The following is a 14,712-nucleotide window of genomic DNA, read 5'->3' as shown; positions in this document are numbered from 1 at the left end:
AACATTTGGTTATTAGCATAATCCATAATTGAGAGCGGAATCACTAATGAATCTAACGCACCTACAACGGCTTGAAGCCGAAAGTATTCACATTATGCGGGAAGTGGTGGCCGAGGCCGACAACCCCGTTATGTTGTATTCCATCGGTAAAGACAGCGCCGTTATGCTGCACTTGGCGATGAAAGCCTTTTATCCTTCTTTGCCGCCTTTTCCTTTGCTGCATGTGGATACGCGCTGGAAGTTTCGCGAGATGTATACCTTTCGTGACCAGATGGTAGAAAAACTCGGTCTTGAGTTGCTGACTCACGTTAATCCGGAAGCCATTGAGAAAGACATTAACCCTTTCACTCACGGCTCGGCTATCCATACGGATATTACCAAAACCGAGGGCTTGAAGCAGGCTTTGGATCACTATGGTTTTGATGCCGCCTTTGGTGGTGCTCGCCGTGATGAAGAAAAGTCTCGTGCCAAAGAGCGTATTTTCTCGTTCCGTACCGAGCAACATCGTTGGGATCCGAAAAATCAGCGCCCTGAATTGTGGAAGCTCTATAACGCGCGCAAGCACAAGGGTGAGTCGATTCGCGTATTCCCAATCTCAAACTGGACCGAGCTGGATATCTGGCAGTACATCCATTTAGAAAACATTCCCATTGTGCCTTTGTATCTGGCCGCACCTCGTCCAGTAGTAGAGCGCGACGGTACCTTGATCATGGTTGACGACGAGCGCATGCCGTTAAAAGAAGGCGAAGTGCCCATGATCACGAATGTGCGCTTTAGAACCCTAGGCTGTTATCCGTTAACGGGAGCTGTGGAGTCAGAAGCCACCACCTTGCCGGAAATTATTCAAGAAATGCTGCTGACCAAAACCTCAGAGCGCCAAGGCCGCATGATAGATCACGACTCGTCAGCGTCCATGGAGAAGAAGAAACAAGAAGGTTATTTCTAAGACGCGAAATAACCCGCTATCAGCCTTAAGCTGCCAGCGTTCAGTTAAATGTAAAGATGTGGGGCGTTAGGGTGACATATCAATCAGCAAATGCTGAGTTACACCTCACTCTTCACGCCTAACTCCTCACGGTGTTTTACTACAGCTCAAAAAGGTACTTTTTGATGAATTTATCATCTCTGATTGAAACGGATATTGAAGAATATTTGAAGGCGCACGAGCAAAAGAGTCTATTGCGCTTTATCACTTGTGGCAGTGTGGACGACGGCAAAAGTACCCTGATTGGGCGCTTGCTGTTTGAATCCAAGATGCTATTTGAAGACCAGTTAGCTGCCATGGAAGCGGACTCCAAGAAATGGGGTACCCAAGGCGAAGAGATCGACTTCGCACTGTTAGTGGATGGCTTAGCCGCCGAGCGTGAGCAAGGCATCACCATAGACGTGGCGTATCGCTTCTTCTCCACCGATAAGCGTAAGTTTATCGTCGCCGATACCCCCGGCCACGAGCAATACACCCGTAACATGGTGACCGGCGCTTCTACCGCAGACGCCGCCATTCTAATGGTCGATGCCCGTAAAGGCATTTTGACGCAAACTCGCCGTCACAGCTATTTGATGTCGCTTTTGGGTATTCGCCATATTATCGTCGCCATCAACAAGATGGACTTGGTGGAGTATTCTCAAGCACGCTTTGATGAAATCCAAGCCGAATACGCCGCCTTTGCTGAACAACTGGGCTTGCAGAACGTCACCTATATACCGCTGTCGGCCTTTAAAGGCGACAACATAGTTGAGCCTAGCCCACGCATGCCTTGGTACGCTGCGCCTCAGTATCATGGTGAGTCGCTAATGAATTTCTTAGAGACAGTCGAAATTGATGATATTCGCATGCAGCGCGCACCCTTTCGTTTACCCGTACAGTGGGTAAACCGCCCTAACTTAGACTTTCGCGGTTTCTCGGGCACCATTACCAGTGGCGTCGTTAAGCCGGGCGATCGCATTCGGGTGCAGCCTTCGGGCAAAGAAAGTGAAGTGGCACGTATCGTGACTTACTCAGGCGATCTTGAGCAAGCTGTCGCCGGCCAGTCCATTACCTTAACGCTGAAAGATGAAATTGATATCTCGCGCGGGGATGTGATCTCCATAGCCGAGGCACCTGCCGAGACCGCTGACCAATTTGAAAGCACCATAGTGTGGATGCATGAAGATGCCCTGCTGCCCGGTCGCCCTTACCTGTTAAAAATTGGCACCCAAACCGTGACCGCCAGCATTACCGATATTAAATATCAGGTAAACGTCAATACGTTGGAGCACACGGCGGCCAAGCAATTAGAGTTGAACGGCATTGCGGTGTGTAATATCAATCTCGACCGCGCCATTGCCTTTGATGATTACCAAACCAACAAAGACACCGGCGGTTTTATCTTAATCGACCGCTTAAATAACACCACAGTCGCCGCCGGCATGCTGCACTTTGCACTGCGCCGCAGCCAAAACATTCACTATCAACATGTGGATGTGAATAAAGAAGTACGTGCACAGGCCAAAGGCCAAACGCCGAGTGTGTTGTGGTTTACCGGTTTATCCGGTGCCGGTAAGTCGACCATTGCCAACTTGGTAGAGAAAAAGCTGCATGCTCTTGGCAGTCACACCTACCTGCTGGACGGCGATAACGTGCGTCACGGCTTAAACAAAGACTTGGGCTTTACCGATGCAGACCGGGTAGAGAACATTCGCCGTATTGGTGAAGTGTCTAAGTTAATGGTGGATGCGGGCTTAATCGTGCTCACCGCCTTTATCTCGCCCTTTACTGCCGAGCGTCGTATGGCACGCGAGCAGTTGGCGGAAGGTGAGTTTATTGAAGTGTTTGTTGATACGCCGCTCGCCGTCGCTGAAGAGCGCGATGTAAAAGGCTTGTATAAGAAGGCTCGTAGCGGTGAGTTAAAGAACTTCACCGGTATCGACTCCGCTTATGAACGCCCAGCAGCGCCAGAAATCCACTTGGATGCGGCTAAGCTGAGTGCTGACGAAGCGGCAGATTTGGTTATCGCTGAGCTACGCAAACGCGGCATTATTCACGGCTAAGCTAATTAGCTATGAACCGTAATAGATAAAGGAGCCGCAAGGCTCCTTTTTTCTGGTTCACACCAGTAACACACAGCTGTACGCCTTACGTTAACTACAAACCAACGTGCCTGTAGTCCGACGCTTTAGCTGTCGGTCTTGCGGAGCAAGAGATTTGAATATCCCGCTGAGGCGGGACTTGCAGCTAAAGCGCTAGCCTACAAAAACCTCGGTGCCGACCGCTGCTTCTACTCCGCTATGCTGGCTTGCTCGACTTTATCGATAAGATCCGCCCAAAAGCCTTCTACCAGCGCTTGATCTTGTTCGTTCAGCTCGCCGGCCATAATGGCGTCATGCAGGCTGCGATTTACCCGCGCTTTAACGTCACGCAAATGGGTGCGGCCGTCAATATCACAGCCAGCCACCGATAAGGTAATGTGGCCGCGCAAGTAACCGCCGGCAAACAGCTGATCGTCGGTTGCGGTGGCGATATTGTCGTCAATTTCAGCTAACAGCAGTCGTTCAAATTCAAAAATATTCATTTATTACGCCTCAAATTCCGGGTTTGCCACCCGCACCAAAACTTCATCATTAAAACCTGTGACCACACGCATTAGCCCGCTCAATGCTTGGTCTAATTGTGGATCGTTCGTGTCTACTCGCAACGGGCGACCTTGCAGCGCATTAAGCTTACGTTTAGTCGCCAATAGCCAGATATTCTCTTGCCCTACGCTGCGTATCACCTGAGGGCTAAGCTGTTGATTGCCTCGGCCAAAAATATGACCCTGACCACCGATTAAGGTGATCACCAATTTAGTCGGCTTATCATGGATCAGTTGATATAAACGCTGTGCATCCAAATCACTCGCCACTACCTGCTGCTGATGCACGAGATCCACACCAAGCAAGGTATTAGGTAGCCCAAGTCGAGCCATCACTGCCGCCACCGTGCTGCCTGAGCCCATAATATAGTAATGGTCCGGCGCTTCTTGCATACGTTCGATAATATCATCGGCAATATCAAGCAGCACCAGTTCATCAGACTCCACGCCCGACGCTTTTACCGACTGCACATAGCTTAAATCATTGGGTACTAGCATGTCACCGTAGCGTTTGGCCTGCACTAGACCTGCTCGAAACGCCGCTTCGTCTATGTCCATCACCTCAGCGGACAATAAGCTCACCGGCTCCCCAGCAATTAGCTTGGCCAGTAAGCGACCGGTGGCGGCCGGCGTCACGCCATACACACCGGAATGAATTTTAACACCGGCCGGTATGCCTAACACGCACAGATTTTTAGGTACCACGGCACACACATCTCGTGCCGTGCCATCTCCCCCGGCAAACAATAATAAATCAATGCCCTGCGCAACTAGCTGGCTCACGGCGGCTTTTGTATCGTCTGCCGTAGTAAGCCCGCTTTGGGGTTGATAACAGACTTGATAAGATAACTTCAGCGCTTGGCAGACGGTTTCGCCCATATCACCGGCCACGGTGTACACCGTAAACTGTTGATGCACAGCCGCAAGCTCGGCCAGCGCCAGCCCCGTGCGTTGCAAGGCGCGTGGCTCGGCACCTAAGGCCAGTGCTTGTTCGGCCAAACCGTCGCTACCCTTTAGGCCAACGCTGCCACCGAGCCCCGCCAGCGGATTGATAATCAAGCCAATTTTGAACATAAGCCTCGTTGGAAACAAAACGTGAGGGGTAATAAGTTAAGGAATGAGGAGTACCTACTAGCCCCGTCTTTACCCACCACTCATAAGCTAAAACTGGCCGCCGTTGGTAACGCTTGGCCATAGTGCTTCGCTAATGCTTGCATTAAGATCTGGGGGCGCTCGGGAAAGCCTTGCTCCACATAATAGAGCGCTTGCTCACGCACTCGCGCCTTAAAAGCGTGCCGGTCTGGCTCAACGCTGCCGTTTAAGTTGTCGCAGCTCACATTAAAATGAAAGCCGCAGCACAGTGACAATGCCCATTCAATAGCTTGGGGTTTCACTTCTACACCTTCAAACTGGCTTTGTTGTGTGCCATCTCGGCCATCAGGACAATACCAGTAACCGTAATCTTCTTGTAAGCGACGTGCGTCACCGGCTAACATCCAGTGTGCCACTTCATGCAGCGCACTGGCAAAAAAGCCATGGGCAAACAAGATGCGATGATGATCAATCTGGCTGTCGGCGGGCAAATAAATAGGCTCGCCATCGCTCAACTCAAGGCGCGTATTGTGACTGGCGGCAAAGCATTGGTTAAACAGGGAAATGAGATCCCCATAGCAAAATGACATAAAAAAACGGCCCTCAATTAAGGACCGTTATTCTACCCTGCCACTTAGCCTAAGCAAAGGCGGCTAATAAATACCGCGTATTAAACGAGCTTGGGCGTCAGCGTAAACACTTCGGCGTTTTGCCCACGGTGCATCAACAGATGATCCAGTAACACGATGGCCAACATGGCTTCGGCGATAGGTACCGCACGAATACCCACACAGGGATCGTGACGGCCACGGGTCACTAATTCTGCCGCTTCGCCGGTCGTGTTAATGGTATTGCCGGGCACCATAATGCTGGAAGTGGGTTTCAGCGCTATGCTGGCCACTATGTCTTGGCCGCTAGAAATGCCACCCAAGATGCCGCCGGCATGGTTGCTCGCAAAACCATCGGGCTGCATTTCATCACGGTGCTCAGAGCCTTTTTGCTCGACTACTGCAAAACCATCCCCAATTTCCACGCCTTTTACCGCGTTAATGCTCATTAATGCATGGGCAATATCTGCATCTAAGCGGTCAAATACCGGCTCGCCTAACCCAACAGGTACACCTTGCGCCACCACCTGAATTTTGGCACCAATGGAGTTGCCTTCTTTTTTCAAGTCGCGCATGTACTGATCTAGCTCTTCCAGTTTGCCCGCATCGGCAAAAAAGAACGGATTAGTTTCAATCACGCTTTTATCGAAGGCTTCGGCTTTAATCGGGCCGAGCTGCGTAAGATGACCAAAGATGGACACGCCGTATTTCGCCAACACCTTTTTAGCGATAGCACCGGCTGCCACGCGCATCGCGGTTTCGCGAGCCGAAGAGCGACCGCCGCCGCGATAATCGCGAATGCCGTATTTTTGGTGATAGGTATAGTCCGCGTGCCCCGGACGAAACAGGTCTTTAATATCGGAATAATCTTTAGAGCGCTGATCGGTATTTTCAATCAAGAGACCAATCGAGGTGCCGGTGGTTTTGCCTTCAAATACGCCGCTTAAAATGCGTACTTCATCGGCTTCCCGTCTTTGGGTGGTAAAGCGCGAGGTGCCGGGCTTACGACGGTCGAGATCTTGTTGTAAGTCCGCTTCGCATAGCTCAATACCGGGCGGTACACCGTCCACGACTGCGCCTAAGGCAATCCCGTGGCTTTCACCAAAGGTTGAAACGCGAAAAAGGGTACCAATACTGTTCCCTGCCATAATGATTTCCTTTATTAATTATTAAATTGCTGCTGAAAAGGCACCAGATCGCGACGGCTGATCACGCATACGCCATGGCCACCCTTTTCAAATTCAATCCAGGTGAGCGGCAACTCAGGATAGGCTTCTTCCATGTGGATTTGGCTGTTGCCCACTTCTAGCACCAGTAAGCCATCTTCTGATAAGAAGTCGCAAGCCTCGGCCAATAAACGGCGAGTGAAATCCAGACCATCAAAGCCGGAGGCCAGCGCCAATTCTGGCTCATGCTGAAACTCTTCTGGCAAGTCGCTCATGTCTTCTTCATCGACGTAGGGCGGATTCACCACCATCAAGTCGTATTTATCGCCTTTAGGCAGCGCGGAGAAGATGTCAGACTCAATGGGCGTCACTTGTTGCTCTAAACCGTGGTTTTGGATATTGATTTCCGCCACATCCAGCGCATCGCGAGAAATATCCAGAGCATCCACTTCTGCATCCGGGAAACTGTGCGCCAAGGCGATGGCAATACAGCCAGAGCCGGTACACATATCTAAAATACGTTTGGGCTCTAGGGCCAACCAAGGCGCAAAGCGACCATCGATCAGCTCAGCAATGGGCGAGCGAGGGATTAATACCCGCTCATCCACATAAAATTCATAACCCGCAAACCAAGCAGTATGGGTAATATAAGGCGTGGGAATGCGCTGCTCGACGCGCACTTTTAGTGCGTCCAGCAGCAATTTGCGCTCACTGGTCAGTAAGCGGGCATTTTGGATTTGTGGCGGGCAACCTTGTGGCAGATGCAGCAAAGGCAGTATCAGCTGTATGGCTTCATCCCACGCATTATCGGTGCCGTGGCCATAAAACAAGCCGGCTTGTTGAAAATGGCTGACGGAAAAACGCAGCCAGTCCCCTATTGTATGCAGCTCTATGAGCGCTTCTTCATTAATAAGCGTGTCCAAAACCCCTCCGCCTCGCTAAGATAGCTATTTTTAAATATTCAGAGACCACGGAACCAATCACCATGACCCCCTCCCCTTTCCCAGAAGACGACGATCAAGCGCTCTTTAAAGCAGCGGTGCAGGGTGTCCGCAAAATAAAGCAGGATACCATAATTCCGCATCGGGCACCGGTCAAGGTAAAAGCCCAGCGACAAATGGTACGCAAAGACAGGGCGCAAGCGCACCCTTTTTCTGATGTTTATGAACCTTATTTAGATCAAGAAGGCCCCACGCGCTATCGCGAGCCCGATACCTCGGCCTATGAGCTAAAGAAACTACGCCGCGGCGACTATGTGCCGGAGTTCTTTTTAGACTTACACGGCTTAACCCAAGCACAAGCCAAAGACGAATTATCGGCGCTATTGTTGGCCGCTAAGCGCCAGCACGTGCAGTGTGTGTCCATCATGCATGGCCATGGTAAGAATATTTTAAAGCAACGCCTGCCCATGTGGTTGGTGCAACACCCGCAAGTGTTGGCATTTCATCAAGCCACCCGCGCCTGGGGCGGCGATGCCGCTTTGCTGGTGTTGTTAAGGATAGAGATTTGATGCTGTGCCACAGCAGATACCGAGGCATGACGGCTTAAGGCTTTCTTTCCTGCTGTCTTCCTAACGCACAGAATTAACATACAGACGTACAGATACAAAAACACCGAGCTCAGGCTCGGTGTTTTATGTGAAGGGCTTCAGTCTATCGCTTAAGGCTTAACGCTGAGGTTAAGCTGCCATGGCGTTGGCTTGCAGTTCGACGATCAGCTGGTTAATTTCTTGTACCGTGTCTTGGTGCTCTGGCTTAGCGTCGTCCGGCATAATGAGCATGCCTTTAGCGTAACTAAAATCGCCGCGGCCCTGAATATATACTCGCCCGCTGAAAAATCCCTTTACATGTTTCGCCACTAATAACGGCTGATACTTCTGAAACGTACGCATTTAGCACTCCTTGCTGTTGCGATGATGTGTCTACTGCCGCTGATCCTGCGACTATCCTAATGATCTCAATGCTTGAAAAGTGGGTCGGTAATGCGCCTGAATATTATGTGGGCCTTCTAGCCACGCCAGCATACCGCCCGCGCCTTTATTTACCGTCACTTTGGCGATGCCTGAGGTCACGAAAATGGGCGCCATTATGCCGCTGCACAGGCTTTCGACCAAATACCCAACCAAGGGCATATGGCTGACAACCAAAATATTCCCGTTTGGATACCTATCACCGTAAGCCAGTATTAAGCTCGCTGCCAAGTCCGCGTCACAACTGGGTGTCAGCTGCTCGCAGGTTTCTACGTGCAAGCTCGGTATGTCTTTCGATAACTGCAGCCAGGTTTGCTGGGCACGCACATACGGACTAACCAGTACCAGATCGAACAATGTGACTTGGGGCGCTAACCAGTGCGCCATTAAACTAACTTCGTCTCTTCCTTGCTCGGTCAGCGATCGTAACGCATCAGTAGATGCTTCTGGCGCTGCTTGACCATGGCGCATGACAAAGATATTCATCTCCACCTCACTTTCAGGCGAACCCGCCTTTTCAACGGCGGGCATCATACCCCTGCATCGGGTTGGGCTCAAGGAGCTGGCTCACGATTTGCGGTTCATTGATCCCGCTCTGACGGCCAAGCTCCCGAAATTGCTGCAAAAAATACTGAAAAAGCACTACAAAAAAATTTATCGCCCTCACGAAATAATTTCATTATGCCAAAGCTCGCTATGCCAAAACCCACAGCGACATCAAGGATGCATGACAGGCTCCAGTGACGCTTTAGTATAGTTAGCAGTATAGCCAGACTCGTCTGTGTAAAGGGGAACAATATTCTAGAATAGTGATGTGACGCCTTGGTGACGCTTGGGTTTCGATTTGGTGATGACTGAATCGCGCAGCAAGAAATAAAGCAAAAAAAACTGGCCAAGCGGCCAGTTAAAAACTCATATTAGGTGCATAACATAAAACTGTTTACGGCTCGGCCCGATACTTAATTAAAAAATACAGCGGCTTAGCTGAAAACACAGTCAGCGACGCTGAACCATCGCAAAGCAAGTTCAGCCTACGCCTTTCACTCGACTGGTTTTATGATCTCAATCAAAGAATGCGAAGATCAAATTAATTATGGCGCTTTTTTTCAAGCTTCATTAGCACCACACAGCTCACCACTGCCAAGCCGATAAAGCCTGCCACAAACAATGCAGGAGTGGCCAAATCGCCCAGCAACTCCCAAAAGACTTCTTGTACTATTTCCATCCGCCAGCTACCCCAATATTTGCTAACCATCTACTAACTAAGCGCATTTTTACTCAAGCTTCCCAGCACTTAAAGACTGCTAACGTAATCACGCCAAAAACAAGTCGTCATTCAAGCCACGGGCACATACCAGTGACCAGCGCCGCTTTGCCATCAATAGCGGAAAAATAGCCGGCCCAAATATCGCCCCCAATAATGCCCACCGCCGTGGCGGTAATGCGCTATAAAGTGCGCCGACATAACAGAACCCGCCACACAGTAAGCCGGCGAGGATTAACATAAAAATCATAAAAGAGTCTCCAATATTGGCCAATATTAACACGATTTTTATGCTGAGTTCAGCGCTATCATCTGCCATCTTAATCAAATAAATCATGCTTCAGCCCAGAAGCCATGAGCATTTATACGGCCGTGACCATACACCTATAGTGGCGCAAATAGTCGCGCAAAGTGCAGTGATCACTAAGCTCACCCGCGTGCTGATGCTGGAGGCCATTGGCTTAGCCGTAAACAAGGCGGTGAAGCCCTACGCGTTCCCCAGCCTTGATTTGCTTATGGCTTTATTTTAATCGTGACTCTTAACTCATTAATCGCCTTGCCACCTAGCTGGATTGGTGCCATTAAGCACCCAGACCGCTGGGTACTCACCATGGCCATGGCGGCTTGAGAATTAAGCAGCCATTTGAGTGAATTGAAGTCTGTAGGCTGGAAACCCATGATGCTGGGGGCAATACTGTTCTTGCATTGTAACTATTCAGCTTAGAAATCGAAGTTGAGAAAATTATCCCTTTTCTCAACTATTTTTTCAGGATCATTTGACCGATCCTGTCAGTCTGTCATGCTAGTCCTAAGCCAGCTAACTCCGTGCATAATGAACTTAAAAGACATCAATATCCAAGACGTTGTTGAGCAAACACGAAAGCAACTGATGGCAGACAAAACGATTACGCCTTCTCTCAAAATGTCGATTGAGCTCATTTTGATGATCGTCACGTTGTTGGCTCAAAAATTTGGCCTTAATAGTAAAAACAGCAGCATTCCTCCTTCTCAAGACACGAATCGCAAGAAATCCCCCACTCCCGGCTCTGAATTGAAGCCCGGTGGTCAGCCTGGCCGCATCGGAAAAACCCTGTTACAAACCGACTCCCCTGATGAAATCAATATCATATATGTGGAGCGAGATTCCTTGCCGAAAGGCCGGTACCACGAAGTTGGCTTTCAAAAGCGCCAAGTGGTTGATATCGATATCAGTAAAGTCGTCACCGAGTATCAAGCTCAGATCCTTGAAGACGAGCACGGTATCCGTTTCATGGGACAGTTTCCTCACGGTGTAACTCGCCCTGTGCAATATGGCGCCGGTCTGAAAGCCCATGCTGTGTACTTATCTCAATATCAGCTACTCCCTTACAACCGCATTGAAGAGTACTTTAACGATCAACTCGGTATCCCCCTCAGTGCGGGCAGCTTATTTAACTTCAATGAGCAAGCCGCAACATTAGTGCGTTCATCAGGTGCGCAAGATGCCATCCAGCACGCCTTAGCGCAGTCGCCGTTACTGCACGTCGATGAAACGGGCATCAATGTGGATGGCGTACGCCATTGGCTTCATGGTGCATCGACCACTCAGTGGACGTATTTTTACCCGCATAAAAACAGAGGGAAGCTCGCCATGGATGAGGCGGGTGTTTTACCTTATTTTACCGGTGTGTTGTGTCATGACCATTGGAAACCGTATTACCAATACACGCAATGTGAGCATGCCTTGTGCAATGCGCATCATCTGCGCGAACTTGAGCGTGCTTGGGAGCAGGACGGCATGGAATGGGCCAAAGCGCTGCAAACCTTATTAAAAACGATAAATAAACAGCAAATTGATGAGGGCGCGTTAGACGGGCTCAGCCAGCAGCAGTATATAAAAGAGTATCAGGGCATCTTAGCGAGGGGCGATACCCATTGTCCGCCACCAGATGAAAGCACTCGAAAAAAGGGCCAACGAGGGCGGCTAAAACGCACCAAATCACGGGCATTATTAGAGCGATTACGGGACTATCAAGATGATGTCTTGCGCTTTATGGTGTCTGACGTAATGGTGCCGTTTACCAATAATCAGGGTGAGAATGACATCCGGATGACCAAAGTTCAGCAAAAGATATCCGGCTGTTTTAGAAGTATGCAAGGTGCTGAGATGTTCTGTTTAATCAGGAGCTATCTCTCGACGTGTCGAAAACAGTCCGTGTCAGCGAGCTCAGCCTTGACGTTATTATTCAACGATCAGCTTCCGAGCATTTTTTACGCCAAGTCGGAAGCTGAATAGTTACCTTGCATTTAATGATAACTGGCCTAATAGTGACTCTGTTAGCAACAACCTGGTTATAAGCCGGTGGTCACCTGAGCGCCCAAACCAAGGAGGTCATGATGCCCTATCGTAATATATTGCTGGCACTGGAGCTTAACGCCCGCGAAAAGCCACTGTTAAAACGGGCGGTGGAACTGGCCGAAAGTCATCAAGCTAAGCTGCATATTATTCATGTCTCGCCCGAGCTTGGCAGCATTTATACTGGCAGCTTAAGTTTGGATTTACGCCAACTTAAAAATAAGCTTCGCCTTGAAAATGGCTATGAAATCATGCAAATGCTGAAAAAAGAGGCGTTTAACGCCAGCAGTATTTCTTTGCCCAATGGCGATATTCGTCAAGCCGTACAAAACGCCGTTAAACAGCAAGGAGCCGACTTATTAATTTGCGGCCGCCAGCAAGAACGCCCTTTTTTCGGCCATCTGTTTTCTAATTCCAGTGGTTTTCTCGACATCGACGGCTGTGACCTGTTAGTGATCAAGCTGTCGGATAATCATCCTACCGAACCTTAATGTAGCGCCTTAACTCACCTTGCTGTTATGCGCTGGCCGTCGCAGCCAAACCTCCTATCTCTTAAGCCTCATTCACATAAGATCCACTCTCATCACGCAGCTCAGAGATTCTCCATCACTGGGCCTGTGTATATGCTTAGCCTTGTGTATCATGAGTTTAATAACACAGCGGATGGAAAAACGAGTGGCAAAACACGGGCGTGAAACGCAACACATAGCACCCATGTCTCGACATAATGGCATGGCATTAACATTAGCAGGGTTAGTGTTAATGCCCTCGGTGCTGGTCGTGGGCTATTGGCTGGATGGTCGCGCGCAATTAGTGATGGTGTTTTTATTTTTAGCCGCCATGATCATGGCTTTACTGGGTGTGCTGAAATTACGCGAGCCCGAATTCAGCTTTTCATTGAGCTCGGAGCATCTGCATTTTCATCATAAAGTGGGCGGTTGGAGCCTACATTGGAGTAATGTAGTACGCGTTGATCAACCTAGGCTGTCGCGCGGGTTGGACTTAGTCGACTTGCCTTATATCGGCCTGAAAATTCGTGATTATGATGAGTTTTTGCCCTTGATGACGCCCCGCTTAGCGGTGCACTTACTCACCGAGCAACGGCCTTTATTATCGATGGCACTGCGTTATGGCGCCATTGAGCGCCATGAACTGCAAGATTGGTTAATAGAAGACAGCCAGTATCGCTCGCTTAACGGCCAGCACTACCAAGGCGTTACCGCCATGCTCGGCCATCGCATGGGTCATTTACGGGACTTGTACGGTTATGACTTATTAATCCACGAGTCATCACTGGATCGCGAAGCCGGAGAGTTTGTGACCTTATTGCGCAGCTATGTCGCCAGCTCACGCGCGCCGGATAACGCTGAGCGCGAATATTCACCCTAATAATCTACTGCCAATCTCGTCATCTGAATGGGTATTGGCGAATAGCGGGCACAAAAAAGCCCCTGTTAGCTAACAGGGGCTTTCTCGATAAATTTGGCGGTGAGGGTGGGATTCGAACCCACGATACGTTGCCGTATACACGCTTTCCAGGCGAGCTCCTTCAGCCACTCGGACACCTCACCAAATTTTTGTTTCATATTTTATTTATGAGTGTCATGTTCACTCATCTTTTACTGAGAACTCATTTTTATTTAAGAGTGTTATGTTCACTCTTCATAATTCTGCTGTAACAAGCTTTGCCCGTTCAGCGAGGCGTATAGTAGGCAAGCGACGCGCTGGGTGCAACCTTTTTTTAATGAAAATGAATCACTTGCGCACTTATCCATCAACTTGGCTACTTTAACGCTAATAGTCGGGTACTTAAGGCGAGATAGGCGACGATGGTCACTGAATCTGGCATAATAGCGGCCCAGTTTTAAGGCGAATTAGGACAATAATGACGGCAACAGCAACTTTAACGCAGCTTAACGAACGCTTTCGTGGCTACTACCCGGTAGTGATCGACGTGGAAACCGGTGGCTTTAACGCCAAAACCGATGCCTTGCTTGAAATTGCCGCTATTACCCTAAAAATGGATAAAAATGGCTGGCTCGTGCCGGATCAAACGTTTCATTTTCATGTGGCACCCTTTGAAGGTGCCAACCTAGAGCCCGCCGCCCTCGCCTTTACCGGCATAGACCCCCACAGTGCACTACGCGGTGCTGTGAGTGAGCGTGAAGCACTGGATCAGATTTTTAAAGGGATTCGCAAAGGTTTAAAAGCCAATAATTGCCAGCGCGCCATTATGGTGGCGCACAATGCTTCTTTTGATCATGGTTTTGTGATGGCGGCCGCCGAACGTGCCGATATAAAGCGCAATCCTTTTCATCCCTTTGTCACTTTTGATACTGCTGCTCTGGCAGGTTTGGCACTGGGGCAAACCGTGCTGGCGAAAGCCTGTAAAGCGGCGGGCATGAAATTTGATGGTAAAGAAGCACACAGCGCACTCTATGACACGCAAAAAACCACTGAGTTATTTTGCTTAATCGTCAACCGCTGGAAAGCCCTCGGCGGCTGGCCATTGCCCCCCATAGAAACCGATACCGTCGGCGCCGAAGTAACCGAGGCAGACACACTGACGCAACCGCAAACAGCCGCGGCGGCTCAAGATAACGAGTCGCTGTAGACTCTTGCTAAGCGCGGCATGCCATAAGCCGTGCTCAGCAGACAACAGAAAAA

The 14,712-nt window shown here is 49.7% G+C and carries 18 protein-coding genes and 1 tRNA gene; 9 read left to right on the top strand and 10 right to left on the bottom strand.

All coding sequences use genetic code 11. From position 1 onward, the window contains the following. Nucleotides 1-46 precede the first annotated feature (46 nt). Both cysD and cysN read left to right on the top strand, forming a co-directional pair. The gene (cysD, locus tag CBP31_RS14700; RefSeq protein WP_087038403.1) at nucleotides 47-946 is read left to right on the top strand and encodes a sulfate adenylyltransferase subunit CysD; all 900 of its coding nucleotides are present in this window, start codon (nucleotides 47-49) and stop codon (nucleotides 944-946) included. A gap of 164 nt (nucleotides 947-1,110) precedes the next feature. Further along, on the top strand, nucleotides 1,111-3,030 hold the full coding sequence (gene cysN / locus CBP31_RS14695) for a sulfate adenylyltransferase subunit CysN (RefSeq protein ID WP_227875054.1): 1,920 nt from the start codon (nucleotides 1,111-1,113) through the stop codon (nucleotides 3,028-3,030). Nucleotides 3,031-3,257: 227 nt separating this feature from the next. Here cysN and CBP31_RS14690 read toward each other — a convergent pair whose 3' ends face one another. The 5 genes from CBP31_RS14690 to prmB all read right to left on the bottom strand — a co-directional run bounded on the left by CBP31_RS14690 (nucleotide 3,258) and on the right by prmB (nucleotide 7,400). Continuing rightward, a complete protein-coding gene (locus CBP31_RS14690; RefSeq protein ID WP_087038401.1) occupies nucleotides 3,258-3,551 on the bottom strand; it encodes a YfcL family protein in 294 nt (97 codons plus the stop codon). 3 nt (nucleotides 3,552-3,554) lie between these two features. After that, nucleotides 3,555-4,685: an ATP-NAD kinase family protein gene (locus tag CBP31_RS14685; protein WP_087038400.1), complete on the bottom strand. Its 1,131-nt coding sequence runs from the start codon at nucleotides 4,683-4,685 to the stop codon at nucleotides 3,555-3,557. Nucleotides 4,686-4,765: 80 nt separating this feature from the next. Continuing rightward, nucleotides 4,766-5,293 (bottom strand): elongation factor P hydroxylase, encoded by a 528-nt coding sequence (locus CBP31_RS14680; protein WP_087038399.1) that lies wholly within the window; start codon nucleotides 5,291-5,293, stop codon nucleotides 4,766-4,768. 80 nt (nucleotides 5,294-5,373) lie between these two features. Beyond that, nucleotides 5,374-6,459 (bottom strand): chorismate synthase, encoded by a 1,086-nt coding sequence (aroC, locus tag CBP31_RS14675; RefSeq protein WP_087038398.1) that lies wholly within the window; start codon nucleotides 6,457-6,459, stop codon nucleotides 5,374-5,376. Nucleotides 6,460-6,473: 14 nt separating this feature from the next. Then, on the bottom strand, nucleotides 6,474-7,400 hold the full coding sequence (gene prmB, locus CBP31_RS14670) for a 50S ribosomal protein L3 N(5)-glutamine methyltransferase (protein ID WP_087038397.1): 927 nt from the start codon (nucleotides 7,398-7,400) through the stop codon (nucleotides 6,474-6,476). 62 nt (nucleotides 7,401-7,462) lie between these two features. Here prmB and smrB point away from each other — a divergent pair, with 62 nt between their 5' ends. Beyond that, a complete protein-coding gene (smrB, locus tag CBP31_RS14665) occupies nucleotides 7,463-7,987 on the top strand; it encodes an endonuclease SmrB (protein ID WP_087038396.1) in 525 nt (174 codons plus the stop codon). Nucleotides 7,988-8,155: 168 nt separating this feature from the next. Here smrB and CBP31_RS14660 read toward each other — a convergent pair whose 3' ends face one another. From CBP31_RS14660 to CBP31_RS14650, 4 genes are all read right to left on the bottom strand, one after another. Next, nucleotides 8,156-8,368 (bottom strand): DUF1107 domain-containing protein, encoded by a 213-nt coding sequence (locus CBP31_RS14660; protein ID WP_087038395.1) that lies wholly within the window; start codon nucleotides 8,366-8,368, stop codon nucleotides 8,156-8,158. A 51-nt stretch (nucleotides 8,369-8,419) separates the two neighbouring features. Continuing rightward, a complete protein-coding gene (gene sixA, locus CBP31_RS14655) occupies nucleotides 8,420-8,932 on the bottom strand; it encodes a phosphohistidine phosphatase SixA (protein WP_161492536.1) in 513 nt (170 codons plus the stop codon). Between the two features lie 601 nt (nucleotides 8,933-9,533). Then, complete coding sequence (locus CBP31_RS15570; RefSeq protein WP_151898817.1) at nucleotides 9,534-9,671, bottom strand: TIGR02808 family protein; 138 nt, start codon at nucleotides 9,669-9,671, stop codon at nucleotides 9,534-9,536. Nucleotides 9,672-9,759: 88 nt separating this feature from the next. Next, on the bottom strand, nucleotides 9,760-10,047 hold the full coding sequence (locus CBP31_RS14650) for a hypothetical protein (RefSeq protein ID WP_227875053.1): 288 nt from the start codon (nucleotides 10,045-10,047) through the stop codon (nucleotides 9,760-9,762). Here CBP31_RS14650 and CBP31_RS14645 point away from each other — a divergent pair. The 5 genes from CBP31_RS14645 (at nucleotide 10,046) to CBP31_RS14630 (ending at nucleotide 13,434) form a co-directional block, all read left to right on the top strand. Further along, nucleotides 10,046-10,240, top strand: coding sequence for a hypothetical protein (locus tag CBP31_RS14645; RefSeq protein WP_087038393.1), 195 nt, complete (start codon nucleotides 10,046-10,048; stop codon nucleotides 10,238-10,240). The genes CBP31_RS14650 and CBP31_RS14645 overlap by 2 nt on opposite strands. 2 nt (nucleotides 10,241-10,242) lie before the next feature. Further along, complete coding sequence (locus CBP31_RS15975; protein WP_407668771.1) at nucleotides 10,243-10,338, top strand: hypothetical protein; 96 nt, start codon at nucleotides 10,243-10,245, stop codon at nucleotides 10,336-10,338. Nucleotides 10,339-10,542: 204 nt separating this feature from the next. Next, complete coding sequence (gene tnpC / locus CBP31_RS14640; RefSeq protein WP_087035544.1) at nucleotides 10,543-11,985, top strand: IS66 family transposase; 1,443 nt, start codon at nucleotides 10,543-10,545, stop codon at nucleotides 11,983-11,985. A 98-nt stretch (nucleotides 11,986-12,083) separates the two neighbouring features. Then, nucleotides 12,084-12,536, top strand: a complete 453-nt coding sequence (locus CBP31_RS14635) for a universal stress protein (RefSeq protein WP_227875052.1) — start codon at nucleotides 12,084-12,086, stop codon at nucleotides 12,534-12,536. Between the two features lie 184 nt (nucleotides 12,537-12,720). Then, nucleotides 12,721-13,434: a DUF2982 domain-containing protein gene (locus tag CBP31_RS14630; protein ID WP_227875051.1), complete on the top strand. Its 714-nt coding sequence runs from the start codon at nucleotides 12,721-12,723 to the stop codon at nucleotides 13,432-13,434. Nucleotides 13,435-13,528: 94 nt separating this feature from the next. Here CBP31_RS14630 and CBP31_RS14625 read toward each other — a convergent pair. Beyond that, a tRNA-Ser gene (locus CBP31_RS14625) sits at nucleotides 13,529-13,616 on the bottom strand. A 314-nt stretch (nucleotides 13,617-13,930) separates the two neighbouring features. On the opposite strand from CBP31_RS14625, the gene rnt reads away from it, so the two are divergent. After that, entirely contained in the window at nucleotides 13,931-14,659 is a 729-nt protein-coding gene (gene rnt / locus CBP31_RS14620; protein ID WP_087038390.1) for a ribonuclease T, read from the top strand. Nucleotides 14,660-14,712: the final 53 nt, after the last annotated feature.

This window comes from Oceanisphaera profunda, assembly GCF_002157895.1.
Taxonomy (GTDB): Bacteria; Pseudomonadota; Gammaproteobacteria; order Enterobacterales; family Aeromonadaceae; genus Oceanimonas; species Oceanimonas profunda.
This window is presented reverse-complemented; position numbering and strand designations above follow the sequence as displayed.